The organism is Massilia jejuensis (genome assembly GCF_042656795.1).
Classification (GTDB): Bacteria; Pseudomonadota; Gammaproteobacteria; order Burkholderiales; family Burkholderiaceae_D; genus Telluria; species Telluria jejuensis.
In genome coordinates this window covers 52103-76520 of sequence record NZ_JBHSMS010000058.1, presented here as the reverse complement: position 1 = coordinate 76520, position 24418 = coordinate 52103, and the positions used below count along the sequence as shown (strand labels likewise).

Sequence of the window (24418 nt, the reverse complement as noted above, 5' to 3'; positions counted from 1 at the left end):
CTATGCCGGTTTACGCCGCCGCCCCGAGGCTGCCAAACCGGCCAATCCGAGCGCGGTCAGGGCAAGCGTGGCCGGTTCCGGCACTTCGGCCGGGCTGTCGGGACCAGTTGGGTTGTCGGGGTTGTCGGGGTTGTCCGGGTCGTCCGGAAGATCGGGTAGCGCAGGCGTACCAGGAACAAAACTTCCAAGGGTTATATTGTCAAAGCCGATATTGTTCGTGGCGCCACCGAAGTCCACCGACCGTGCAATGCCGTCGAAACGCATACCGATCGGGCTGAACCGGCAATACTCTCCGCTCGGGTCGCCGCTGCAATGATCGATATTGTCGTGCAGTTCGAGCGACGCGAGCAGATTGCCGGTCCCGTTCAAGCCATCGTAGACGTTGACAAAGCCATTCTCGCTACTGCTGTAGAAGAAGGAAAAGCCCGTATTGAAACCAGCCGCCACGTTCATGGTCGCCGCGCTGCCACGCAAAAAGGCGACAATGGTGCTGGCGCTAGGCTCATTGGCAAAGTTTCCCGTACCGCCAGCATTTAAGTCGATCGATCCCAGGCTGGCACTTGAAAAATTGATCCCGTAATTCCTTCCCCTGTTGCCTGCGGAATCGGTACCGCCATTGTAGAAATCATTGATCGAAGCCTGGTCGCCGACCCCTTCGAATGTCAACACGATCGGGACTGCTGCCGCGGAGCCGGCAAGCGAAGCAATAGCAATTGCAAAGGCGATTTTTTTGATTTGTAACACAATTCTCTCCCAAGAGTTGTATGCCAATGCTGGCGCTATCTTTGCAGCAATACGCGTGCCAGTTGTAAATACGGGGCATGTGCGGGAAGATTGTCATGCCGGAATTCAGGGGTGTAATATTTTTCGACAAAAAGTTATTTTAATATAAATATTCCAAGTAGCTATTTTCTATTGCAAAAAATCATAGAGCGTAGTCGCCTGGCACTGGCGCCATGCCCGACGCCCCCGGCGTGGGCCGCGTGCCGGTTTCACGCCTGCTGGTCGCGCATCCACTCCTTCAAACCTTCGACCCACTTTTTCGCCGGCAGATTCAGGCGCCGCCTGATCCCGGCGGCGCGTTCGTACAGCAGCGAAAAATCGATCTGCGGGGCGTTCTTGAAAGCGATTACGACGATGTTTGCATCGTGCACCTCGGGCAACCAGGCGATGGCGTCGAAGACGTCGGTCATCGCCGCCAGATTCTTGTCGTAGTTGCCGACTTCCCCGAATACGTTGGCGGTCATGATGCCGTCCGGCCGCAGGCAGTCGCGGCAACCCTGGTAGAACTCGACGCTGTCGAGGACCGGCCCGCGCGCCTGTTCGTCGTACAGGTCGACCTGCAGGACATCGACCGTGCCGTGGTTGCGCCGGTCCAGCACGAAATCGAGCGCGTTCGCTTCGCGCACATCCAGGCGGGCGTCGTTCGGCGGCAGGGCGAACAGGGCGCGGCAAATCGCGATCACGTTGGGATTGAGTTCGACGGCGGTCACGCGGGCGTCGGGAAAGCGGCGATAGCAGAACTTGGTGAGCGCGGCGCTGCCCAGGCCGAGCTGCACGATGTGGCGTGGCGAAGCGGCCTGGAACAGCAGCCAGGCCATCATCATCTGCACATATTCGAGTTCGATCGCGTCCGGGCACGACAGGCGCATCGCGCCTTGCTCCCACGAAGTGCCCAGGTGCAGCGAGCGCACGCCCTCGAATTCGGTGGTCGTGGCCGGCGGGTGGCCAGGCTGGCTGAAGCGGGGATCGAATGAAGAATGGTCGGGCATGGTGTAGGGCGCAGGTGAGCGGCGATCTTACCAGAGGGGCGCCGCGCTGATGGCACGCTCAGGGCACGCCGTCGGCGCACCATGCGCGGTAGCCCGGCCGTTCGGCGAGGCGCGCCAGGTAGGCCGCCACATGCGGATAGGCGGGGCGCGCCATCGGCGTCATCGACCAGCGGTTGAGCGACATTCCGATGACGATGTCGGCCAGTGTAAAGTGTCCGCCCGCGATATAGGCACCGGTGGCGGCGAGCCGCGCGTCGAGGATGCCGACGTGGCGGTTCCAAGTGGCGACGCCGGACGTGATCTGCGCCGGGTCGGCGTGCGCCGGACTGGCGCGCACCAGCGCCATGAAGTCGAGGTCGGTTTGCCGACGATCTTCAGCATCGGTTTCCTTTGGTGCGGGTGAGGGCCGGCAGGATCATCGTCACGGCCAGGCCGCCGCCGTCGCGGTTCGACAGCAGGATGCGCAGCAAGTCCTGCGCGCGCCGCACTTGCAAGGCCACGCCGACGGGGCGGAACCGGATCCGTGGGCCTTCTTCAGCAGGTTGGGCAGGGCTTGCTCGAACCGGGCCTGGTCCGGCAGCACCGGCTCGGGCGGCAACTCTCCCTCCAGGCGAAACGGGATGTGCGAGGCGAGGCGGGCGACCAAATCCTGCCAGCGGCAAGGTTCCAGGCGCGACGTCGGCCGCTTGGCGAAGCGCGCATCGCCGAGGATGAAAAATCTCCAGGTGGCGCATGCGCTTGCATAAACGATGCCATGACTGTTGAACCAGGAAGGCCGGCGACACCGCCCCCGCCTGGCGCTCCCTGCCGCCCGCCACGCCGCTCGACTATCGCTTCGCCGACACGACGTGGCCCAGCTGCAGCGCGTGAGCGCGGCCCCGGACAGCTTCGCCCTCGCCGACCAGACCTGGAACGATCTGTTGCCGCCACCCTGGCTGGCCAGTGTGTCGGGCGAGGTCAGCATCGCCGGCCGCCAGGCGCCGTACCGGCACCTGCGTTCCGGCCAGGACGAGCAAGCGCGCCGCGCTGGCGGCTCGCCTATGCATGCGGCAGGCCGCGCCGGCGCGGATCGTGGCGGCCAGGGAAGCCTTGCGCCCGCTGCGCCAGGCGGATGCGCGCCCTTGAACGGTGACGCCGGCGCCTGCGTCGAGACTTAGTTGCGCGGCAGCGGCGTGCCCTTGTCGATCACTTCGCGGCAATCTCCCTTGATCCGCGCATTGTCGTAATCGGCCCACCCATAACTGTCGACATAGCGCTTGTGGCGCGCCAAGCTGGCGCTGGCGATGCTGCGCTCCAGGGTGTCGCCCGGATAGCGGATGTCGCCCAGGTCGACCAGGGTATGGAAGACGTTTTCGGTCGACAGCGGCGCGCTCCGGTGCGCGCGCAATTGGGCAACCTTGTCCGGGAAGCGCCTGCCATACGCATCCGAATACCAGGCCAGGGCGGGCACGTGGAATTCGTACTGGTGATTGTGGCCATGGAACACCTGGCGGCAGGCGCCGTCGAACAGGGTCTGTCCATGGTCGGCCACGTACATCAGCGCCGCGGCCTTGTCCCCTGTTTTCAGTTGCCCGATCAGCTGCGCCAGGAACCAGTCCGTGTACAAGATCGAATTGTCGTAGCTGTTGTTAAGTTGCGGTTCGATCGCGGCATCGGTCAGCACGGGTTTGTGCACGCCGGCCAGCGAGGGCTGCCACTGGTCGAAGCGGGCCGGGTAGCGGTGCGCGTAATTCCAGTGGCTGCCCAGCGTGTGCAGGACGATGAGTTTTTTCGGTGCCGGATCGCCCAGCGCGCGTGCGAAGGGCTGGAACAGCACCTCGTCGTAATTCGACGTGTTCGTAAATCCGCCCAGGTTCAGGAATTCGACCTGGTCCGCTTCCTTGGCGAAGACCGAGACCGGGGTATCGAATTTGCCGAACGAAATCTGGTTCGACAGCCAGAAGGTTTTGTAGCCGGCTTCCTTGAAGACGGTGAGGAAGGATTTTTCGGTGAAGCCGTCCTTCAGACTTTGCATCGCCGGCTTGCGCGAGATGATGACCGGTACCGACAGGCGCGTGGCCGAGACCGAGGTGATCAGATCCTGCAGCGATACCAGGTTCGGTTCCTGGGACAGGAGCGGATTGGTCGGGCGGGCATAGCCGTTGATGCTCCAGCGGTCGAAGCGCGCCGATTCGCCCAGCACCATCACGAGCACGTCCGGGGCCTTGCCGGGATCGGCCTGGACGGCATTGAAGCGGAACGCGGCGCTGCGCCGGTGCAGGTCGGCGAGATAAACGCGCTCCTTGTAAAAATCCAGACCGCGCACCACCACGCCGAAGGGCCAGGACTGGGCGAAGGCTTTCACCTCGAACGGCATCTGCGCCCAGTGCGGCAGGCGCGGCAGGGTGGAAGCCGCTGCCCGTGGCGGGGCGCCGGGCGCGACATAGCGCGACTTGTCGACCGTGGCCGGCTTGGCCGGGATGCCGTCGACCCCGGCCTCCTGGCCATAGGCGAACAGCGCGGCGCACAGCGCCAGCAGGCCCAGCACCAGCGGACGCGAGCGGTCGTTCCAGTCGAGCTCGCGGGTGGCGAGCGCGGCGCGCCAGGTCGCGGCCCACCAGGCGAGCACGCCCGCCAGCACCGCCACCAGCAGCCAGGCGCGCGCGCCAAGGAATTCCATGGCTTCGAGCGGACTGGTTTCGGCCATGATGCCCAGGTGGTGGGTCGAGATGCCCTGGCCGTAATACAGATACAGATACAGTTCCGCCGGCAGCGCGAGGAAGGCCGGCAGCAGCAGCCAGTGAAAGTAGGCCGGGCGCTTGAACAGGGCCCAGGCGGCGATCCAGGCGAACACGGCCATCCCAAGCAGCTGGGCCGGGCGCGCGACGGGCAGCCCCAGCGCGAGCGGAAGGAAAGGCAACGCCGACAGCACCAGGTAAGTGAGCACGAGGGCAAGGTGGACAGGGCGCAGCAAGGTTCGCATCGGCAAGAGGGCAGGGAAAAGTCGGCTATTATCCGACTTTTACTGCTGAAAGCGCGATTTCCTTGCCAGGCAGAGCGCACCGGGCGCCCCCCCGATTGTGTCGGGGCTACCACAGCCGTTTGCCTCTTCGCCTGCGCGGCTGCCCATCAAATCAGCAAATCGGTTGACCGCAGTTTGCGAGAAGTCTATACTCGCGAGTTCTCGATTTATTCTGCACATCGCTTACGCATTCGCAGCCGCTCCTTCGGTGAGTGGCTTTCGTCGCCTCCGCTGTCAGACGATCCGGGACTAGGTTTCAGTCCCCGGGCAGGCTTGTCCGGGTTATCAACTGTAGTACTTTGTTGGATTAGGAACGATGCCAACCATCAATCAACTGATTCGCAAACCGCGCGTTGCCGCGGTTGTGAAGAGCAAGTCGCCGGCACTGGAAAACTGCCCGCAAAAGCGCGGTGTCTGCACCCGTGTGTACACCACGACCCCGAAGAAGCCGAACTCGGCTCTGCGTAAGGTCGCCAAAGTTCGCCTGACCAACGGTTTCGAAGTCATTTCGTACATCGGCGGTGAAGGCCACAACCTGCAAGAGCACAGCGTTGTCCTGCTGCGCGGCGGTCGTGTCAAGGATTTGCCGGGCGTGCGTTACCACATGGTTCGCGGTGCACTCGATACCCAGGGCGTCAAGGACCGTAAGCAAGCGCGCTCGAAGTACGGCGCGAAGCGTGCCAAGGCTGCGAAGAAGTAATCCTGGGATCTCGTCACATCGAGGTCACATTTAAAAGTTAAGTTGAGCCGGCCGTCAGGTCGAGTAAGTGAGTGGTCATGATGGCCCTCGCGAGTGCTGAACCAGCACTCAACTGAAGATAGGAAGGAATTGAAATGCCACGTCGTCGTGAAGTACCCAAGCGCGAGATCCTGCCAGATCCAAAATTCGGCAACACGGATGTCGCCAAGTTCGTCAACGTTCTGATGCTGTCCGGCAAAAAGTCGGTCGCTGAAAACATCATCTACGGTGCGTTTGAACATATCCAGACCAAATCGGGCAAGGACCCGCTGGAAGTGTTCGCGGCCGCGATCAACAACTGCAAGCCGATGGTCGAGGTCAAGTCCCGCCGTGTCGGCGGTGCCAACTACCAGGTGCCAGTGGAAGTGCGTCCGGTCCGTCGTATGGCGCTGTCCATGCGTTGGTTGCGCGAAGCCGCAAACAAGCGCAGCGAAAAATCCATGCCACAACGCCTTGGCGGTGAACTGATGGAAGCGGCTGAAATGCGCGGTGGCGCCATGAAGCGTCGTGACGAAGTCCACCGTATGGCTGAAGCGAACAAGGCGTTCTCGCACTTCCGCTTCTAATCAGTTATTGGCCGCATTTCTTCGGGAGCGTGGCCGTGCAGTATCTGTTGTTCAGGCCGGGCACATTTTGATCTCCAAGATGCTGCTCGGTTTTGTCCATTCAAAGATTTAGGAAAAATTATGGCACGCAAGACCCCCATTGAGCGCTACCGCAATATCGGTATTTCCGCTCACATCGATGCTGGTAAAACCACCACCACCGAACGCGTCCTGTTCTACACCGGCGTGAACCACAAGATCGGCGAAGTGCACGATGGCGCCGCGACGATGGACTGGATGGAGCAGGAGCAGGAACGCGGCATCACCATTACCTCGGCAGCGACGACCTGCTTCTGGAAGGGTATGGCCAACAATTTCGAGCCGCACCACATCAACATCATCGACACGCCGGGCCACGTCGACTTCACCATTGAAGTCGAACGCTCGATGCGCGTGCTCGACGGCGCCTGCATGGTTTACTGCGCCGTCGGTGGCGTGCAGCCACAGTCGGAAACCGTGTGGCGCCAGGCTAACAAGTACAAAGTCCCGCGTCTGGCCTTCGTCAACAAGATGGACCGTACCGGTGCGAACTTCTTCAAGGTCTATGACCAGATGCGCGCACGCCTGAAGGCAAACCCGATTCCGCTGCAGATCCCGATCGGCGCCGAAGAGAACTTCCTGGGCGTGGTCGACCTCGTCAAGATGAAGGCCATCTTCTGGGACGACGCGTCGCAGGGCATGAAGTTCGACTACCGCGACATCCCGGCCGAACTGGTCGATCAAGCCAACGAATGGCGTGAAAAGCTCGTCGAGACCGCCGCTGAAGCGACCGAAGAACTGATGAACAAGTACCTGGAAGAAGGCGACCTCTCGGAAGAAGAGATCAAGGCCGCCCTGCGCCAGCGTACCATCGCGTCGGAAATCGTCCCGATGATGTGCGGCACCGCCTTCAAGAACAAGGGCGTGCAAGCCATGCTCGACGGCGTGATCGAATACCTGCCATCGCCGATCGACATTCCGCCAGTCGGCGGTACCGACGAAGACGACCAGCCGGTCACCCGCCGCGCTGCCGACGACGAGAAGTTCGCGGCGCTGGCATTCAAGATCATGACCGACCCGTTCGTCGGCCAGCTGATCTTCTTCCGCGTCTACTCGGGCACCATCAAGTCGGGCGACACCGTCTACAATCCGATCAAGAACAAGAAAGAGCGTCTTGGCCGTATTCTGCAGATGCACGCGAACCAGCGCGAAGAGATCAAGGAAGTCCACGCCGGCGACATCGCCGCCGCGGTCGGCCTGAAAGATGCGACCACGGGCGAAACCCTGTGCGATCCAGCGTCGATCATCACCCTGGAAAAGATGGTCTTCCCTGAGCCGGTCATCCAGCAGGCTGTCGAGCCGAAGACCAAGGCCGACCAGGAAAAGATGGGCCTGGCCCTGAACCGCCTGGCGCAGGAAGATCCGTCGTTCCGCGTGCGTACCGACGAAGAGTCGGGCCAGACCATCATCGGTGGTATGGGCGAGCTGCACCTGGAAATTATCGTCGACCGCATGAAGCGCGAATTCAGCGTCGAAGCGACCGTCGGCAAGCCACAGGTTGCCTACCGCGAGACCATCCGCAAGGCCGTCACCGACGTCGAAGGCAAGTTCGTCAAGCAGTCGGGTGGTCGTGGTCAATACGGTCACGCCGTGCTGACGATCGAGCCGCAAGAGCCGGGCAAGGGCTTCGAGTTCGTCGACGCCATCAAGGGCGGTGTGGTTCCACGCGAATACATCCCTGCAGTCGAAAAAGGTGTGCGCGAAACCCTGACCACCGGCGTGCTGGCCGGTTACCCGGTCGTCGACGTGAAAGTCACGCTGACCTTCGGTTCGTACCACGACGTCGACTCGAACGAGAACGCATTCCGCATGGCCGGTTCGATGGCATTCAAGGATGGCTGCCGCAAAGCATCGCCAGTCATCCTCGAGCCAATGATGTCGGTCGAAGTGGAAACGCCGGAAGACTACGCCGGTAACGTGATGGGCGACCTGTCGTCGCGTCGCGGCATGGTGCAGGGCATGGACGAAATCCCTGGCGGTGGCGGCAAGATCATCAAGGCCGAAGTGCCTCTGTCGGAAATGTTCGGTTACTCGACCTCGCTGCGTTCGGCGACCCAGGGCCGTGCAACCTACACGATGGAATTCAAGCACTATTCGGAAGCGCCCAAGCACGTGATCGACGCGATCGTCACCGCCAAGGCGAAGTAATTCAGCTAATTAAGTAATTTCGCGCTGGAGGGGACCTGGTCCCCTCCAGCGCTCAAAAACAAAACACAAATAAATCGTTCTTTTAAAGGAAGATCAAAATGGCAAAAGGTAAATTCGAGCGGACCAAGCCGCACGTCAACGTCGGCACCATCGGTCACGTTGACCACGGCAAGACCACGCTGACCGCAGCAATCGCAACCGTTCTGTCGAAGAAATTCGGCGGCGAAGCAAAAGCGTACGACCAGATCGATGCGGCTCCGGAAGAAAAAGCACGCGGCATCACCATCAACACCGCGCACGTCGAATACGAAACCGCGAACCGTCACTACGCGCACGTCGACTGCCCAGGCCACGCCGACTACATCAAGAACATGATCACCGGTGCCGCCCAGATGGACGGCGCGATCCTGGTGTGCTCGGCCGCCGACGGCCCGATGCCGCAGACCCGCGAGCACATCCTGCTGGCGCGCCAGGTCGGCGTTCCATACATCATCGTGTTCCTGAACAAGTGCGACCTCGTCGACGACGCGGAACTGCTGGAACTGGTCGAAATGGAAGTGCGCGAGCTCTTGTCGAAGTACGAGTTCCCAGGCGACGACCTGCCAATCATCAAGGGTTCGGCACGCATGGCCCTCGAAGGCCAGCCAGGCGAAATGGGCGAAGAGTGCATCGTCAAGCTCGCTGAAGCCCTCGACACCTACATCCCGACGCCAGAGCGCGCCGTCGATGGCGCCTTCCTGATGCCGGTCGAAGACGTGTTCTCGATCTCGGGTCGCGGCACCGTCGTCACCGGTCGTGTCGAGCGCGGTATCGTGAAAGTCGGCGAAGAAATCGAAATCGTCGGCATTATCGACACCGTCAAGACCACTTGCACCGGCGTGGAAATGTTCCGCAAGCTGCTCGACCAGGGCCAGGCGGGCGACAACGTCGGCCTGCTGCTGCGCGGCACGAAGCGTGAAGACGTCCAGCGTGGCCAGGTGCTGGCCAAGCCGGGCTCGATCAAGCCGCACAACCACTTCACCGGCGAGATCTACGTGCTGTCGAAGGATGAAGGCGGCCGTCACACGCCATTCTTCAACAACTACCGCCCGCAGTTCTACTTCCGTACCACCGACGTGACCGGCTCGATCGAGCTGCCAGCGGACAAGGAAATGGTCATGCCAGGCGATAACGTGTCGATCACCGTCAAGCTGATCAACCCGATCGCGATGGAAGAAGGCCTGCGCTTCGCCATCCGCGAAGGCGGCCGTACCGTCGGCGCGGGCGTCGTGGCGAAAATCATCGCTTAATCAGCGATTGATGCGTCGGCGGGCCCGTCCCGCCGGCACAACAGCAGGGGGCGGAATGTCGGTTCCGCCCCCTCTGTTTGACAGGGAACGATGTTATACTCTCGCTCCTTTGCTGCACCGTAGTACATGACAAATCATTGCCGGCCTATCAGACCGGTTCGCTCTTTACCAAGGAAATAGCATGTCCGCAAACCAGAAAATCCGCATCCGCCTGAAAGCGTTCGACTACAAGCTGATCGACCAGTCCGCACTGGAAATCGTCGACACCGCCAAGCGCACCGGCGCCGTCGTCAAGGGCCCGGTTCCACTGCCGACCCGCATCCAGCGTTTCGACGTGCTGCGTTCCCCGCACGTCAACAAGACTTCGCGCGACCAGTTCGAAATCCGTACGCACCAGCGTCTGATGGACATCGTGGACCCAACCGACAAGACCGTCGATGCGCTGATGAAGCTGGACCTGCCAGCCGGCGTCGACGTCGAAATCAAGCTGCAGTAATTTTTCGGGCGAACGCGGAGCGATCCGCGCGCCGACAATGAATCGGGCCGGGAAGGGCCGCCATCTGGCGAACCTCTCCCGGCCCGATTTTTTATGCCCTGGGACGGCGTACCAGGACATCCAGTGAAATATTATTCAGGAAGTAACAATCGGTGAGAATCCGGGCGCTGCTCGAATGCTAAAGTGATCCGCTTTACGCACCAGCTGGCCCAATGCCGAAATTCAGCGCCAGTATCCAATATTCTGTCATCGCTCTCCTTTTCGCCATGCAGAGCGTACGCGCAGGCGAGTCGGCAGCGCCCGAATCCGCCCCCGAGGCCGTCGTTCCCATGATGCGGGCAGGCCACGCAGCCCAGGCAAGGGCGGCTACCGACGCCAGCCCGCAAGACCTGCCCGACATCCATCCTGACAAGATTGACGGCAGCATTTTTGAATAACGCGACGGGCGGCATATGGCGGCGATCAGGACGACACTGACAGGCTACGCAAGGCAACTCAACGACACCAGCTGGGTGACCGTCTTCGGCCATGCATACGCCTGTGTTGCCACCCTGGCGGTAGTAAGTGGTCGGTCGCGTATTCGGTTGTGCGCTTGACCCCGCCGTGCGGGCGTGATCGTCGGCGCGTTGGAGCATCTCGCCGCATGCATAGAGTGCCCGCCGCGGCCGGTCAATCCTTGGACCCGGTCTTCCAGCGCAGCCCGAAATTGAAGCGCCGGTCCATCATCTCGTGTGCGCTGGTACGGCCCTGCTGTTCGAAATATTCGGCCATCTTCGTCACTTGCAGCTGGCCGCTTTGGTTGTCGATCATGGCGATCGCGCACATCATCTGGCTGCCGCCGCCGTCGAGGCGCACTTCGATCGGCGCCTGGTTCGGGACCGCGATCGTGACCACGCCGTCGGTGGCCGACCAGTTCGGCACGCCCTCGTAGATGAAGGTGAAAATGATTGCGCGCCTGATCTGCGCGAACTGGTCGCCGTTGATGTACAGGTTCTCGCCGCCGGTGTTGGTGCCGGTGCGGTCGTCGGCGTCGAGCTTGATGTAAGGTGCGCCGTCGTAGTCGCCCCAGGCGTTGCCGAGCGCCTGGACCAGGCCCTTGCGGCCGTCGGCCAGCTCGAACATGCAGCCGAGGTCGAGGTCGATGCCGCCGGAGCGGCGCCGCCCGCCCATCGCGCCGCCCATGGCGCCGCTGACGGCGCCGCTCAGGCGGCCCAGCAGGCCGGTCTTTTCAGGTACGGGCGCGGGCGCCGGCGCGGTGGACAGGCCAGACTGGTTCCAGTTCAGGTTAACGTGGATGCGGCCGAAGCCGGCCCCGCCGCGCTTGTCGAGCGAGACCTTGTCGCCGCGCTTTTCGAGCGTGACTTTCGACAGCGAGATCTTCGGGGCGGCAGGGGCCGGCGCGGCTTGGGGAGCGGCCGCCGGCGTGTTCGATGCGGGCGCCGCCTGGGCGCCGCCGAAGTGTTCCAGCAGCTTGGCCAGGCCGCCATTGAAACCCTGGCCGACGGCGCCGAAGCGCCACTGGCCATCCTTGCGGTAGATCTCGGCCACGATGACCGCCTTTTCGTCGCCGAAGTCGCTGCCCGACCAGGGGAAGCGCAGCGCGCTGCCCAGGGTCAGGCTGCTCGCGCCCAGTGCGCGCATGGTTTGCGCGCCGTCGATGGCGGCCACGAACACGAGTTTGGCGATCGTGCCCGGCAGCGCGTCGAGGTTCACATTGAAACGCGCGCCGCCGGTGCGCAGTTCGAGGCGCACCGCGTCGCCCGGACTGGCGAGCTGGTTATAAAACACCATGTAGCGGTCGTCCGAGAGCTTGTCGGCGGCATCCAGGCCAAAGCAGGAGACGTCGACCGACATGCCGGGCGCCTGGATGTCGAGGTCGACCGCGAAGCTGTTGCCGACGCCCAGGTCGGCCAGCTTGCCCTTCTGGCCGCGTGCGAAATTGTTCATGTGTTTTCCCTTTCGATGTTCATCAAAGCGGCGCCGTGGGCGCCGAACATATGCGATTGCGCGACCAGGCGTTCGGCCCAGGCGCGGTGGGTGGCCACTTCGCACATCGACTCGTGCATCTTGAAGACAGCCGGGCTGTTCTCGTCGAGGATGGCATGGGCCACCGCCAGGTCTTGCGGCTTGACCTTGTAGTGCTCTTCAATCGGCACGATCTGGCTCGGATGGATGGCGGTCTTGCCGACCATGCCGTAGGCGATGTCCTCGGTCACTTCCTGGTCGAGCAAGTCGGGCAGGTCGAGGTGTTCGAACACGGGGGCGGTGAGCATGAAGCCGTGCGGACGGAAGATCGTCACCAGGCGCGCGATCACGGGTCCGAGCGGGGTGCGGTAGATCGTCATGCCGCGCGGGCGGCGCAGGCCGAGCAGGGCCAACAGATCGTTGCCGCCGATGCGCAGCGCCAGGATGCGGCTGCGCACGCCCGGCGACTGCAGCAGATCGCGGAAGGCCTCCATTTCGCGCTCGCTGAACACATCCGCCGTTTCCAGGGTCGGCATCAGCATGTGGTCGGTGTCGCGCACGAGCCGGTAGTAGACCTCGAAATTGTGGCGCGTCGCCTTCGGGATCACGAAGCCGGTCAGCTTGCGCGCGCCCGGCATGGTGAGCACGCGCGCCAGTACTTCGGGACTGCGCACGCGCACGAAACGCTCGGCGCCGATTTCCGGCAGCATGTTCTCCAGCACCACCGACAGGTTGAACAGCGCCCAGCCGAGGTCGCGGTCGGCGACCGAATCCTCGGTACAAAAAATCAGCGAGCGTGCCTGCGGCAGCTTCTCGCCATTGGCCACCTGCAGCAGGTCTTTATGATTGGCCGGCACGTACAGGGACGCGCCCATCGATTTATGCATCCAGTGCACTCCTGATCAGCGATACAGCTTGGTAGGGCAGTGCCGGGTCGATCTCGACCGGCACGTCTTTTTCTTCGGCCAGCAGGCGCAGGTGCGCCGTCGCCGGGTCGTGCGGGTCGCGCAGCAGCAGCAGGCGCGGCACGCGCCGCAACAGCACGCGCGTCGCTTCCCCGATGCCCGGTTTGACCAGGTTGACGTCGGCGATGCCGTAACGCTGCCTGGCTGCCGCGATATACGCCCGCGAGCGCCCGGCGGCGCCGGTGTCGGCTGCTTCCAGCGGCGCTTCCCGGCCTTCCTGCGCCAGCGCCAGCCGTTCAAGCAGGTCGACAAAGCTGCGCGAGCGGTCTTCGGCTGCGAGAGCGTCGTAGAGCACGCAGCCGTGGAAATCGTCCGGGCCGATGGCGTCGTTCAGCACCGAGCGGCTGACCAGGCCCGAGACCGTCGCATTCAGGATGCTCGACGGGATCAGGTAATCCTCGCAGGACGCGGCGACGGCCGCGGCGCCGGCCAGGTCGGACAGCACGTGCAAGCCGCCGTCCAATGTCACGCCGTTGTCCGCGTTGAAGCGGTCGATCGAACTTGCCAGCTCGCGCGCGATGACGCCCTTGCCGGTCCAGCCGTCGACGAAGACGAGCGATGCCGGCGCGTGGCCTTGCGCCAAAATGTGGCGCAGCGCATTCGCGTCGATGCCGCGGTCGCGCACGATCGAGACCGAATAATGGGCCGTGGCGCGGCCGTGCACCTTTTCCAGCAGGCGCTTCAGGACCACGCCGACCGGCGTACCGCCGCGCGCCAGCGACACGAGCGTGACCGGGCCGGCGCGGCGCTGCGCGATCAGGCCGGCCAGGCGCAGGCAGTCGCGCGCCATGCGCGCGCCGTTGACGCGGCAGGCTTCGTCGAACAGGGCCAGGTAGCGGGCCGAGGGCGGGCGTTCCGGCGAGAGCATTTCGCTGTAGTGGCGCCGGCCGGACTGGATCAGCGCTTCCTTCTCGCGCACGTCGACGAAATCGGCCAGGGGCAGGCGCTTGAGCAGGAAGTGGACATCGGTGTCCAGATAGCTGCCGGCGAAGATCACAGCGTCTCCACGGTCAGGCGCGAGAGCTGGGTGCGGCGCGGGATGATCGCGTAATCGCAATCGGCCATGAAGCGCGCGTCCGAGCGCGAGTCGCCCATGCCGAAGGTGATGATCTCGCCGTGCTCGCGGCGCAGGCGCTCGGTGACATACGCGACCGCGTTGGCCTTATCGAGGCTGGCCGGCAGGATGGCGAGATTGTTGCCGTTGCGGTGCACGCAGTAGCCGTCGTTGCCGTCTGCGATCCAGGGCAGCACCACCTCGCGCTCGATGGTTTCGAGATTCGCGGTGATCTTGCGCGGGTCTTTCACCACGATGAAGAACGGCGTGCCGGCGTCTTCCACGAGGCGCGTGCGGCCCGCGTAGCCGGTCCTGGCGGCCCAGGCGTCGATGCGCGCGGCGAGCGCCTGCAGGCCGGGCAGGGCGGCCGTCATGAGGCCGTGCATGCGGCCCTGCCAGTCGCGCTCGATGCCGCCGTCGGGCTGCAGGATGATGCCGCCGAAGTTCAGCAAGACATAACTGTTAAAGCCCAGCGAAACGCGCTCGAACGAATCGAGGCTGCGCGCCGTCGTCGGGATGACCGTCATGCCTTCGTTGATAAAACCAAAAAAGGCGCGCTGGGCGGGGGTGGTGTACGAGCAGACGCTGCCGTCGCTGTAATAGGCGGCCGGCTCGAGCGCCGCGCGCCCGGCGCATTTTTCAAGCGTCTGGAACAGCGTGTCGTCCAGGTCAGCGAACAGGAACTTCTTCAACATCATCCTCGGTATGGTAGTGGAACAGGCGCGCGTTCAGTGCGCGCGCGAACGCGTGCAGGGCGTCGCCCGCGGGCGTCTCATGGCAGACCAGCACGTGCTGGTACTGGCCGGGCGCGACGTTGTAGAGAAAATTCGGGATGCCTTCGCCGTAATTGTCGGCAAAGCCGATGGCGTGCCCGATGGCGCCCCAGATGAGGATCGGCGAGCGCGTGGTCGACTGCACCATAACCTCGATGCCGCGCCGCTCCAGCGCCGCGCCCAGCAGCGTCGAGACGTGCATGAATTCGCCGGTCCCGAGCACCAGCACCTTGTCGAGCGGCGCGATGGCCGCTGCCAGGCGATCGGCCAGCGCCTCGGGCGTACGCAGCGCACGCGTCGAGCCGAGGCGGCCGAAGGCCGTGCTGGCGCCGCGCTCGGCCCGGGCGTCGTAGCGCTGGGCCGGCGCCGCATCGACCGGGCACTCGCCCGGCGCAAACCGGTATTCGCCGGCGAGCAGGGCGCCCATCGTCGTCGGCAGACCGAAGCGCGCCGTGAGCGCTTGCGTGGCGGCCGCGCCCATGAAGTTGGCCAGCACCGCCAGGTGCACGCGCGCCAGGGCGGGATTCAGGCCCCGGCACGCCGCGGTCAGGTTAATGAACGTGTTGCCGGTACTGGCTTCGTCGTCGACCAGCACGATGGTGCGCGCGGCCAGCAGCAGCGCCTGTTCGTGCGCGCCATCCGGCATGTGCAGGAACTGGCGCGGCGCGTGGCTGTGCGCTTCCTCGAATTCGATGATGGGGCCGGTGCCGACGCGGTAGCGCGTCGTTTGCAGGAACAGGGCTTCCCGGCCGGGGTGGGCGCGCAGCCAGGCCTCGAACACGCCCTGGCCCAGGCCGACGGCCGTTTCCGCCATTGCGATGAAGAGCACCGGACCGGGCGCCTCGGGCACGCTCGCAGCCAGGCGCGCGTGGATGGCGAGCATGCGCTGCGGGCGTACCGGCCAGTGCTTGCCGAGCACCTTGCTGACGAACAGGAAGCCGCGCTTGGCGTTGGCACGGGCGGCAAAGCCGAGCAGGGCGTCGAGTTCGTCGGCGCCCTGGTGCAGTTCGACTTCCAGCAGGCCGGTCGGCAGTTCGCGCCTCAGGCACAGCTGAAGGCTGTCGCCGCGCGCGTTCATGCCAGCTCCACGGCGCGCGCCACTTCGGCCACGCGGATGCCGTCGCGCACCGGGGTGATCGCCACCTTGTCGAAACCGTCGACAAAGCCGCGCAGCGCGATGTAGGGCAGGTTGGGACCGGACACGCAGGCCATGCCGATGCCGCCCGACATGCGCGGGTTGATCTCGAGGATGCGCGGCTTGCCGCCCGCTTCGCGGAACTGGACGTTGAAGATGCCGTTCAGGCCGTGGGTGGCGCACAGCCGCGCGGTGGCCTCGAGAATGTCGGCGCGCTGGTCGATGCGCTGGCCGGCGCCGGCCTGGCGCGACTTGCGGCGGACCACGGCCGTGACCAGGCGGCCGTTGTCGCCCACGCAATCGACGCTGTATTCGCGTCCTTCCAGGTATTCCATCAGCAGCATGCTGCGGAAGGTACCGAGTTTTGCCAGGCCGGCGCGGAAGTCGGCCAGGGACACGTGGTATTCGGCGCCCGCCATCAGGATCTCGGCGCTGTTGCGTTCTTCGTCGAGCACGGCGAAACCGAGGCCATAGATCGAGTGCGAGGGCTTCACGCACAGCTTGGCGTGGTGGCGGCGCAAGGCGTCGTAGGCGGCTTCGAAACCGGCCGCGTCCTCGAACTGGCGGAACGCGGCGACCGGCGCGCCGGGCAGGTCGGTCTCGGCGTAGAAGCGCGCCTTGTCGTGGATGAGCAGCAGGGCCGCTTCCGGCCCCGCGCTCTGGACGCGCGTGCCGATCGCCTCGAAGCGCCCGTGGCAGCCGGCGATGGCGGTCGCCTCGCGCCCCGGGACGAAGATGTCGACCCTGTGTTCGCGGCAGAAGTCGACGCACCAGCCGATGTAGTCGGGCGTCGCCAGGCCGGTCGGCTCGCGCTGGAATTCGTGCGCCAGGCGCGCGACCGGCGAGGCCGGATTCGGATTGCTGTGGATGATGGTGAAACGCCCATCGGTGTCGGCCTGGCGGATCAGGTCGATCGCCGTGTGGACGGAGGAGAAGCTACGGTTGAACCAGACGCGCATGAAGATTCTTCGGTTACTGAGGTGAAAATCCCGCCGGCAGGGCGGCGGGAAGGGCGTGGTGCGGTCAGACGTTGACGCCGAACGAGCGGGCCAGGGGGCCGAGGCCGCCGTTATAGCCCTGGCCGACGGCGCGGAATTTCCAGTCGGTGCCGGCGCGGTAGAGTTCGCCGAAGATCATGGCCGTCTCGGTCGAGCTGTCCTCGGACAGGTCGTAGCGCGCCAGTTCGGCGTTGCCGTCGGCATTGAGGCAGCGGATGAAGGCCTTGCCGACCATGCCGAAACTCTGGCGCCGGCTTTCCGCTTCGTGGATGGTGACGCAGAACGAGATCTTGTCGATGTCGGCCGGCACGCGCGCGAGGTCGACGCTGACGGTTTCGTCGTCGCCTTCGCCCTGGCCGGTGGTGTTGTCGCCATTGTGGACGACGGAACCGTCGCTCGACTTCAGGTTGTTATAGAAGATGAAGTCGGTATCCGCGCGCACCTTTGCGTCGGACTTCAGGAGAAAGGCGGAACCGTCGAGGTCGAAGGCGGCGCCGTCGGTCGAGCGCGGGTCCCAGCCGAGGCCGACAATGACCTTGGTGAGATTCGGCGCTTCCTTGCTGAGATTGACGTTGCCACCTTTTTGCAGACTAATTGCCATTGCAGCTCCTTTCGTAAATAAAACGGACATGTGGCGCGGCACGCCGGCCCCCCGCGCATGCGCCGCAGTGAATATAGCGCTAATTGACGGATTCTACACAGTCGCGCCGCCGCAAGCGCTGACGCGAGACCCGGAAGGGTAGGCGCGGCGCGCCCGCGCATGCCGAGCGCCGGGCCCCGCCATCGCGCGCGCAACTGGGCTATTGCAAACCCCGCCAAGCCTTGGCATAATGCGGCTCCCCGGGCGGTTAGTTCAGTTGGTTAGAATACTTGGTCGACATCCAAGGGGTCGCAGGTTCGAATCCTGCACCGCCCACCAAAGACACACTCCACACCATGCGCGGAATCGGTCACATGATTCTGCAGAGAAAAGGCGCACGCGTGCCTTTTCTGTGCTGGCCAGCCAGGCCAGATTTCTCTCTCCAAGACACTGCGATCAACGCGCAACAGGGTCGACATACCCCCGAATCTCTTGTTGCGTCAAGCCTTTTTGCGCGCTATACTAGCCGGCTTCGGTATGGGTTTGTCGTTATGGACCTGTACGTTTTTAGTAGTTCAACTACCCCCGCCCAATCGTAGGTGGGAATGGAGAAAAAATGAGCTTGGGCCTTCTCGGTCGCAAGGTTGGCATGATGCGCATCTTCACGGATGACGGGGATTCGATCCCGGTTACCGTGCTCGACGTGTCGAACAACCGTGTCGCACAAATCAAAACTCCTGAAACTGACGGCTATGCCGCAGTCCAGGTCGCATTCGGTCAACGTCGCGCTTCCCGCGTGACCAAGGCAGTTGCGGGTCACCACGCAAAAGCAGGCGTCGAAGCTGGCACCATGCTGCGCGAATTCCGCGTCGACGCCGCCAAGGCCGCCGAACTGAAAACCGGCGACGCTGTCAATGTCTCGCTGTTCGAAGTGGGCCAGAAGATCGACGTGCAGGGCACCTCGATCGGTAAGGGCTATGCCGGTACCATCAAGCGCCACAACTTCGCATCGGGTCGTCAGACCCACGGTAACTCGCGTTCGCACAACGTTCCAGGCTCCATCGGTATGGCGCAGGATCCAGGCCGCGTGTTCCCGGGCAAGCGCATGACCGGTCACATGGGCGACGTCACCGTCACCACCCAGAACCTGGAAATCGCCCGCATCGACGCTGATCGTCAACTGCTGCTGGTCAAGGGTGCAGTTCCTGGCGCGAAGAACGGTCAAGTGATCGTCAAGCCAGCCGTCAAAACCAAAGCACAGAAAGGAGCTTAATCATGGAACTTCAGCTCCTCAATGAGCAAGGCCAAGCCGGTGCCAACGTTGCCGCCACCGACGAAGTGTTCGGTCGCGAGTACAACGAAGCCCTGATTCACCAGGTCGTGGTCGCCTACGCTGCCAACGCGCGTAGCGGCAACCGCAAGCAGAAAGACCGTGAAGAAGTCAGCCACACCACGAAGAAGCCATGGCGCCAGAAGGGTACCGGCCGCGCGCGTGCTGGTATGTCGTCGTCGCCACTGTGGCGCGGCGGTGGCCGTATCTTCCCGAACTCGCCCGACGAGAACTTCACCCACAAAGTCAACAAGAAGATGTTCCGTGCAGGTATCTGCTCGATCTTCTCGCAGTTGGCCCGTGAAGGCCGCCTGGTCGTGATCGAGAACCTGTCGATCGACGCGCCGAAGACCAAGCTGCTGTCGCAGAAGCTGCAGGGCATGGGTCTGGAATCGGTCCTGGTGATCACCGACACCATCGAAGAAAACCTGTTGCTGGCATCGCGTAACCTGCCGAACGTGCTGGTTGTCGAGCCAAAAGCGGCCGACCCGATGTCGCTGGTGTTCTACAAGAAAGTCCTGGTCACCAAAGCTGCACTGGCCAAGATCGAGGAGATGTACGCATGAGCACCGCAATCAAATTTAGCGAAGAGCGCCTGATGAAGGTGCTGATGGCTCCGGTCATTTCCGAGAAAGCCACCTTCGTCGCGGAAAAGAATGAGCAGATCGTGTTCAAGGTCCTGCCTGACGCGACCAAGCCGGAAATCAAGGCGGCGGTCGAGCTGCTGTTCAAGGTCGAAGTGGAATCGGTGCAGACCGTGAACCGCGAAGGCAAACAGAAGCGTTCGGGCCGTTTCAACGGTCGTCGCAACCACACCAAGCGTGCTTTCGTGTGCCTGAAGCCAGGCCAGGAAATCAATTTTGTCGAGGAGGCTAAATAATGGCACTCGTTAAGATGAAGCCAACCTCCCCAGGCCGCCGCGGCATGGTGAAAGTTGTGACCGAAGGCCTGTACAAGGGCCGTCCGTTCGCAGCACTGGTTGAGAAGAAATCGAAGACTGCTGGCCGTAACAACAACGGCCACATCACCACCCGCCACATCGGCGGCGGTCACAAGCAACACTACCGTCTGGTCGACTTCAAGCGCCAGAAGGACGGCATTCCTGCCAAGGTCGAGCGTATCGAATACGACCCGAACCGTACCGCGCACATCGCACTGCTGTGCTACGCGGACGGCGAGCGTCAGTACATCATCGCCACCAAGGGCATGGCTGTCGGCGATAGCGTCATGAACGGCTCGGAAGCGCCGATCAAGGCCGGTAACTGCCTGCCGATCCGCAACATCCCGGTCGGTACCGTCATGAACTGCGTCGAAATGCTGCCAGGTAAGGGTGCCCAGATGGCCCGTACCGCCGGCGCCGGCGTCGTGCTGATGGCCCGCGAAGGCACCTACGCCCAGGTCCGCCTGCGTTCGGGTGAAGTGCGCCGCGTGCACATCGAGTGCCGCGCTACCGTTGGCGAAGTCGGCAACGCCGAACACAGCCTGCGCAAGATCGGCAAGGCCGGCGCGATGCGCTGGCGCGGTGTTCGTCCTACCGTTCGCGGTGTGGTCATGAACCCGGTCGATCACCCGCACGGTGGTGGTGAAGGTAAAACCGCAGCTGGTCGCCATCCAGTGTCGCCTTGGGGCCAACAGACGAAGGGTAAGAAGACGCGTTCGAACAAGCGCACTTCTTCGATGATCGTTTCGCGCCGCGGCAAGAAATAAGGGATAACACATGACTCGTTCATTGAAAAAAGGGCCGTTCGTTGACGCCCACCTGGTGAAAAAAGTCGAAGCCGCGCAAGCGAACAAAGACAAAAAGCCAGTCAAAACCTGGTCGCGCCGTTCGACGATCACGCCTGACTTCATCGGTCTGACGATTGCAGTTCACAACGGCAAGCTGCACGTGCCGGTGTACGTCTCCGAGAACATGGTTGGCCACAAGCTCGGCGAATTCGCGCTGACCCGTACGTTCAAGGGCCACGCCGCTGACAAGAAGGCGAAAAAATAATGGAAACTAAAGCTATCCTCAAAGGCGTGCGCCTGTCGGAACAAAAGGGCCGCCTGGTGGCGGACCTGATCCGCGGCAAGAAAGTTGACGCAGCACTCAACATTCTGCAGTTCAGCCCGAAGAAAGGCGCCACCATCATCAAGAAGGTTCTCGAGTCGGCCATCGCCAACGCGGAACACAATGATGGCGCCGACATCGACGAACTCAAGATCGTTCAGATCTACGTTGAAAAAGGCCCGATCCTGAAGCGCTTCACGGCACGTGCCAAAGGCCGCGGCGATCGCATTTCCAAACAATCCTGTCACATCTACGTGACTGTCGGTAACTAAGGAGTCACACGATGGGACAGAAGATTCACCCAACAGGCTTCCGCCTGTCCGTCACCCGTAACTGGGCGTCGCGCTGGTACGCCGGCAACGGCAACTTCGCTGAAATGCTCAACGAAGACTTGAAGGCCCGCGCTTACCTGAAGAAGAAGCTGAAGAACGCTTCGGTCGGCCGCATCGTCATCGAGCGTCCAGCCAAGAACGCGCGCTTCACCATCTACTCGTCGCGCCCAGGTGTCGTGATCGGCAAGAAGGGCGAAGACATCGAAGTGCTGAAGTCGGCGCTGACGAAGATCATGGGCGTGCCTGTGCACGTCAATATCGAAGAGATCCGCAAGCCGGAAATCGATTCGCAGCTGATCGCCGATTCGATCTCGCAACAGCTCGAAAAGCGCATCATGTTCCGCCGCGCGATGAAGCGCGCCATGCAAAACGCCATGCGTCTGGGTGCCGTCGGCATCAAGATCATGTCGTCGGGCCGTCTGAACGGCATCGAAATCGCCCGTACCGAATGGTACCGCGAAGGCCGTGTGCCTCTGCACACCCTGCGCGCCGATATCGATTACGGCACCAGCGAAGCATCGACCACGTACGGCATCATCGGCGTCAAGGTCTGGGTCTACAAGGGCGACCGTTCGGTCACCGGCGAAGCCCCAGTCATCGACACCCCGCCGGATGAGAAGAAGCCACGCGGCCCACGTCGTGACGATGGCAAGCCATCGCGCGGCCCACGCCCGGCAGGCGGCGCCCGTCCAGCTGCAGCGCCAACCGTGCGTGCGCGTCCAGCCGTCAAGCTGGCGACCCCGGCCGCTGCTGCACCAGCTGAGAAAGCAGGAGAATAAGCATGCTGCAACCATCGCGCAGGAAGTATCGTAAAGAGCAGAAAGGCCGTAACACCGGCATTTCGCATACCCGCGGCACCGCGGTCTCGTTCGGCGAATTCGGTCTGAAGGCAGTTGCCCGCGGCCGTATCACCGCACGCCAGATCGAAGCTGCACGTCGCGCCATGACCCGTCACATCAAGCGTGGCGGCCGTATCTGGATCCGCATCTTCCCGGACAAGCCGATTTCGAACAAGCCGGCCGAAGTTCGTATGGGTAACGGTAAAGGTAATCCGGAATACTACGTCGCTGAAATCCAGCCAGGCAAAGTCCTGTATGAGATGGACGGCGTCGACGAAACACTGGCGCGCGAAGCATTCCGCCTGGCCGCTGCCAAACTGCCACTGGCTACCACGTTCGTCGTGCGCCAGGTCGGCCAATAACAGGAGTTGAACATGAAAGCAACGGAACTCCGCGGCAAGGACCAGGAAGCGCTGCAAAAGGAGCTGAGTGAGCTGCTGAAGGCCCAGTTTGGCCTGCGCATGCAAATCGCTACCCAGCAGCTGGGCAACACCGCGCAGCTCAAGAAAGTACGTCGCGACATCGCGCGTGTGAAGACTGTGATGAACCAGAAGGAAGCCAAATGAACGACACCACTAAAACGGCGCTGAAGCGTACGCTGGTCGGCAAAGTCGTGTCCGACAAAATGGACAAGACGGTAACCGTACTGATCGAACGTCACGTCAAGCACCCGCTGTACGGCAAGATCATCGTGCGTTCGAACAAGTATCACGCGCACGACGAGACCAACCAGGCCAAGATCGGTGACACGGTCGAGATCGCGGAAGGTCGTCCGATCTCGAAGACGAAGGCTTGGACGGTGACGCGCGTTGTGCAGGTCGCACAAGTACTGTAAGCACTAGCAAAAATTTGTCTTGCGTGGCCCGCTGGTATCTGGGATACTAGCGGGCTTCGTTCATGTGTTGCCGCAGTTTGTCCCCCTCGGTAACTGCGGCCTGTTCGAAGTTTATTGGAAAGTCCAATCACCCAATCGTAGCGCTCCAGCAGGGGCGGTGCGGCGGGACCAAGACTGACCGCAGGCCTACGGATTTCCGTGGGGTTTCTTCGGCTTAAGTTGGGAAAGAAAATACTATGATTCAAACTGAAAGCCGGCTCGAAGTGGCCGACAACACTGGTGCAAAAGAAGTTTTGTGCATCAAGGTGTTGGGCGGTTCCAAGCGCCGTTATGCGAGCATTGGCGACATCATCAAGGTGACCATCAAGGTCGCCGCGCCACGTGGCCGTGTCAAAAAAGGTGAAATTTATAACGCTGTGGTTGTGCGTACCGCTAAAGGTGTGCGCCGCCAAGACGGCTCCCTGGTGAAGTTCGACGGCAATGCCGCAGTTCTGCTCAACGCCAAGCTGGAACCGATCGGCACCCGTATCTTCGGACCAGTGACGCGCGAGCTGCGCACTGAAAAGTTCATGAAGATCGTGTCCCTGGCACCTGAAGTACTGTAAGGAGTCGCAATGGATAAGATTCGTAAAAACGACGAAGTCATCGTTTTGGCCGGCAAGGACAAGGGCAAGCGTGGCGTGGTTTCGCGTCGCGTCGACGCAGAGCACGTGATCGTCGATGGCGTGAACGTTGCCAAGAAGGCCGTCAAGCCTAACCCGATGACTGGCGTTCAAGGTGGTATCGTCGACAAGACGATGCCGATTCACGTCTCCAACGTCGCGCTGTTCAATGCCGCGACCGGCAAGGCTGACCGCGTAGGCTTCAAAGACCAGGACGGCAAGAAAGTCCGCGTCTACAAGTCTTCCGGCGAAGAAGTGAAGGTGTAATCATGGCCCGTCTCCAATCGTTTTACAAAGAAAAAGTCGTCGCTGACCTGACCGAGAAATTCGGCTACAAGTCGGTGATGGAAGTGCCGCGCCTGACCAAGATCACCCTGAACATGGGTGTTGGTGAAGCGATCGCCGACAAGAAAGTGCTCGAGCACGCCGTCAGCGACCTGACCAAGATCGCCGGCCAGAAGCCGGTGACCACCAAGTCGCGCAAGGCAATCGCAGGTTTCAAGATCCGCGAAGGCTACCCGATCGGTACGATGGTCACCCTGCGTGGCGCCCGCATGTACGAGTTCCTGGACCGTTTCATCACCGTGGCCCTGCCGCGCGTGCGTGACTTCCGCGGCGTGAATGGCCGCTCGTTCGATGGTCGTGGCAACTACAACATCGGTGTCAAGGAACAGATCATCTTCCCTGAAATCGATTACGACAAGATCGACGCGCTGCGTGGCATGAACATCTCGATCACCACGACCGCTAAGACCGACGATGAAGCCAAAGCGCTGCTCGCCGCCTTCAAATTCCCGTTCAGGAACTAAGA

31 protein-coding genes and 1 tRNA gene are annotated in these 24418 nt (G+C 62.5%); 21 read left to right on the top strand and 11 right to left on the bottom strand.

Annotated features, from left to right (window positions below; genetic code table 11):
• The 3 genes from ACFPOU_RS17995 to ACFPOU_RS17985 form a co-directional block, all read right to left on the bottom strand.
• Positions 1–744: a PEP-CTERM sorting domain-containing protein gene (locus tag ACFPOU_RS17995; RefSeq protein ID WP_379724299.1), complete on the bottom strand. Its 744-nt coding sequence runs from the start codon at positions 742–744 to the stop codon at positions 1–3.
• Positions 745–992: 248 nt separating this feature from the next.
• Complete coding sequence (locus ACFPOU_RS17990) at positions 993–1772, bottom strand: spermine/spermidine synthase domain-containing protein (RefSeq protein ID WP_379724296.1); 780 nt, start codon at positions 1770–1772, stop codon at positions 993–995.
• Positions 1773–1830: 58 nt separating this feature from the next.
• Entirely contained in the window at positions 1831–2109 is a 279-nt protein-coding gene (locus tag ACFPOU_RS17985; protein WP_379724293.1) for a glutathione S-transferase C-terminal domain-containing protein, read from the bottom strand.
• 511 nt (positions 2110–2620) lie between these two features.
• Between ACFPOU_RS17985 and ACFPOU_RS17980 the strand changes: the two genes are divergently transcribed.
• Positions 2621–2929 carry a hypothetical protein gene (locus tag ACFPOU_RS17980; protein ID WP_379724291.1) on the top strand — a complete coding sequence of 103 codons (309 nt, stop codon included), beginning with the start codon at positions 2621–2623 and terminating at the stop codon, positions 2927–2929.
• Here ACFPOU_RS17980 and ACFPOU_RS17975 read toward each other — a convergent pair.
• Positions 2926–4734, bottom strand: coding sequence for a phosphoethanolamine transferase (locus tag ACFPOU_RS17975; protein ID WP_379724288.1), 1809 nt, complete (start codon positions 4732–4734; stop codon positions 2926–2928). The genes ACFPOU_RS17980 and ACFPOU_RS17975 overlap by 4 nt on opposite strands.
• A gap of 355 nt (positions 4735–5089) precedes the next feature.
• Here ACFPOU_RS17975 and rpsL point away from each other — a divergent pair, with 355 nt between their 5' ends.
• From rpsL to ACFPOU_RS17945, 6 genes are all read left to right on the top strand, one after another.
• On the top strand, positions 5090–5473 hold the full coding sequence (rpsL, locus tag ACFPOU_RS17970) for a 30S ribosomal protein S12 (RefSeq protein ID WP_091877422.1): 384 nt from the start codon (positions 5090–5092) through the stop codon (positions 5471–5473).
• Between the two features lie 134 nt (positions 5474–5607).
• Positions 5608–6078 (top strand): 30S ribosomal protein S7, encoded by a 471-nt coding sequence (gene rpsG, locus ACFPOU_RS17965; RefSeq protein WP_056336784.1) that lies wholly within the window; start codon positions 5608–5610, stop codon positions 6076–6078.
• A 120-nt stretch (positions 6079–6198) separates the two neighbouring features.
• Complete coding sequence (gene fusA, locus ACFPOU_RS17960) at positions 6199–8304, top strand: elongation factor G (RefSeq protein WP_379724283.1); 2106 nt, start codon at positions 6199–6201, stop codon at positions 8302–8304.
• Between the two features lie 98 nt (positions 8305–8402).
• Positions 8403–9593 (top strand): elongation factor Tu, encoded by a 1191-nt coding sequence (tuf, locus tag ACFPOU_RS17955; protein WP_379724280.1) that lies wholly within the window; start codon positions 8403–8405, stop codon positions 9591–9593.
• Positions 9594–9774: 181 nt separating this feature from the next.
• The gene (rpsJ, locus tag ACFPOU_RS17950; RefSeq protein WP_136219921.1) at positions 9775–10089 is read left to right on the top strand and encodes a 30S ribosomal protein S10; all 315 of its coding nucleotides are present in this window, start codon (positions 9775–9777) and stop codon (positions 10087–10089) included.
• 212 nt (positions 10090–10301) lie between these two features.
• Entirely contained in the window at positions 10302–10526 is a 225-nt protein-coding gene (locus tag ACFPOU_RS17945) for a hypothetical protein (RefSeq protein ID WP_379724277.1), read from the top strand.
• A 232-nt stretch (positions 10527–10758) separates the two neighbouring features.
• On the opposite strand, the gene ACFPOU_RS17940 is transcribed toward ACFPOU_RS17945, so the two are convergent.
• The 7 genes from ACFPOU_RS17940 to ACFPOU_RS17910 form a co-directional block, all read right to left on the bottom strand.
• Positions 10759–12036 carry a TerD family protein gene (locus ACFPOU_RS17940; RefSeq protein ID WP_379724274.1) on the bottom strand — a complete coding sequence of 426 codons (1278 nt, stop codon included), beginning with the start codon at positions 12034–12036 and terminating at the stop codon, positions 10759–10761.
• Positions 12033–12941, bottom strand: a complete 909-nt coding sequence (locus tag ACFPOU_RS17935) for an HpcH/HpaI aldolase/citrate lyase family protein (protein WP_379724271.1) — start codon at positions 12939–12941, stop codon at positions 12033–12035. The genes ACFPOU_RS17940 and ACFPOU_RS17935 overlap by 4 nt, the downstream gene beginning before the upstream one ends.
• Positions 12934–14016: a cysteine protease StiP domain-containing protein gene (locus ACFPOU_RS17930; protein WP_379724268.1), complete on the bottom strand. Its 1083-nt coding sequence runs from the start codon at positions 14014–14016 to the stop codon at positions 12934–12936. The genes ACFPOU_RS17935 and ACFPOU_RS17930 overlap by 8 nt, the downstream gene beginning before the upstream one ends.
• The gene (locus ACFPOU_RS17925) at positions 14013–14771 is read right to left on the bottom strand and encodes an HAD family hydrolase (RefSeq protein ID WP_379724265.1); all 759 of its coding nucleotides are present in this window, start codon (positions 14769–14771) and stop codon (positions 14013–14015) included. Before ACFPOU_RS17925 ends, ACFPOU_RS17930 begins: the two co-directional genes overlap by 4 nt.
• Positions 14743–15924 (bottom strand): phosphoribosyltransferase domain-containing protein, encoded by a 1182-nt coding sequence (locus tag ACFPOU_RS17920; protein WP_379724262.1) that lies wholly within the window; start codon positions 15922–15924, stop codon positions 14743–14745. Before ACFPOU_RS17920 ends, ACFPOU_RS17925 begins: the two co-directional genes overlap by 29 nt.
• A complete protein-coding gene (locus ACFPOU_RS17915; RefSeq protein ID WP_379724259.1) occupies positions 15921–16940 on the bottom strand; it encodes an ATP-grasp domain-containing protein in 1020 nt (339 codons plus the stop codon). The genes ACFPOU_RS17920 and ACFPOU_RS17915 overlap by 4 nt, the downstream gene beginning before the upstream one ends.
• A gap of 64 nt (positions 16941–17004) precedes the next feature.
• Positions 17005–17580, bottom strand: coding sequence for a TerD family protein (locus ACFPOU_RS17910; protein WP_379724256.1), 576 nt, complete (start codon positions 17578–17580; stop codon positions 17005–17007).
• A 241-nt stretch (positions 17581–17821) separates the two neighbouring features.
• On the opposite strand from ACFPOU_RS17910, the gene ACFPOU_RS17905 reads away from it, so the two are divergent.
• The 14 genes from ACFPOU_RS17905 to rplE all read left to right on the top strand — a co-directional run bounded on the left by ACFPOU_RS17905 (position 17822) and on the right by rplE (position 24416).
• Positions 17822–17898, top strand: a tRNA-Val gene (locus ACFPOU_RS17905).
• 277 nt (positions 17899–18175) lie between these two features.
• Positions 18176–18832: a 50S ribosomal protein L3 gene (gene rplC / locus ACFPOU_RS17900; RefSeq protein WP_192056832.1), complete on the top strand. Its 657-nt coding sequence runs from the start codon at positions 18176–18178 to the stop codon at positions 18830–18832.
• Between the two features lie 2 nt (positions 18833–18834).
• Positions 18835–19455 carry a 50S ribosomal protein L4 gene (gene rplD / locus ACFPOU_RS17895; protein ID WP_379724252.1) on the top strand — a complete coding sequence of 207 codons (621 nt, stop codon included), beginning with the start codon at positions 18835–18837 and terminating at the stop codon, positions 19453–19455.
• The gene (rplW, locus tag ACFPOU_RS17890; protein WP_182990702.1) at positions 19452–19769 is read left to right on the top strand and encodes a 50S ribosomal protein L23; all 318 of its coding nucleotides are present in this window, start codon (positions 19452–19454) and stop codon (positions 19767–19769) included. Before rplD ends, rplW begins: the two co-directional genes overlap by 4 nt.
• The gene (gene rplB / locus ACFPOU_RS17885) at positions 19769–20596 is read left to right on the top strand and encodes a 50S ribosomal protein L2 (protein ID WP_379724248.1); all 828 of its coding nucleotides are present in this window, start codon (positions 19769–19771) and stop codon (positions 20594–20596) included. The genes rplW and rplB overlap by 1 nt, the downstream gene beginning before the upstream one ends.
• 10 nt (positions 20597–20606) lie before the next feature.
• Complete coding sequence (gene rpsS / locus ACFPOU_RS17880) at positions 20607–20882, top strand: 30S ribosomal protein S19 (protein WP_056337578.1); 276 nt, start codon at positions 20607–20609, stop codon at positions 20880–20882.
• On the top strand, positions 20879–21211 hold the full coding sequence (gene rplV / locus ACFPOU_RS17875; protein WP_183555278.1) for a 50S ribosomal protein L22: 333 nt from the start codon (positions 20879–20881) through the stop codon (positions 21209–21211). Before rpsS ends, rplV begins: the two co-directional genes overlap by 4 nt.
• Positions 21212–21222: 11 nt before the next feature.
• On the top strand, positions 21223–22050 hold the full coding sequence (gene rpsC, locus ACFPOU_RS17870; RefSeq protein WP_379724245.1) for a 30S ribosomal protein S3: 828 nt from the start codon (positions 21223–21225) through the stop codon (positions 22048–22050).
• A gap of 2 nt (positions 22051–22052) precedes the next feature.
• Positions 22053–22472, top strand: a complete 420-nt coding sequence (rplP, locus tag ACFPOU_RS17865; protein ID WP_145653055.1) for a 50S ribosomal protein L16 — start codon at positions 22053–22055, stop codon at positions 22470–22472.
• Positions 22473–22484: 12 nt separating this feature from the next.
• Positions 22485–22676, top strand: a complete 192-nt coding sequence (rpmC, locus tag ACFPOU_RS17860; RefSeq protein ID WP_379724242.1) for a 50S ribosomal protein L29 — start codon at positions 22485–22487, stop codon at positions 22674–22676.
• Entirely contained in the window at positions 22673–22945 is a 273-nt protein-coding gene (gene rpsQ / locus ACFPOU_RS17855) for a 30S ribosomal protein S17 (protein ID WP_379724239.1), read from the top strand. Before rpmC ends, rpsQ begins: the two co-directional genes overlap by 4 nt.
• A gap of 236 nt (positions 22946–23181) precedes the next feature.
• Positions 23182–23550, top strand: a complete 369-nt coding sequence (rplN, locus tag ACFPOU_RS17850; protein ID WP_182990707.1) for a 50S ribosomal protein L14 — start codon at positions 23182–23184, stop codon at positions 23548–23550.
• A gap of 9 nt (positions 23551–23559) precedes the next feature.
• Positions 23560–23874, top strand: a complete 315-nt coding sequence (gene rplX, locus ACFPOU_RS17845) for a 50S ribosomal protein L24 (RefSeq protein WP_379724236.1) — start codon at positions 23560–23562, stop codon at positions 23872–23874.
• Positions 23875–23876: 2 nt separating this feature from the next.
• Entirely contained in the window at positions 23877–24416 is a 540-nt protein-coding gene (gene rplE / locus ACFPOU_RS17840; protein WP_379724233.1) for a 50S ribosomal protein L5, read from the top strand.
• Positions 24417–24418 lie beyond the last annotated feature (2 nt).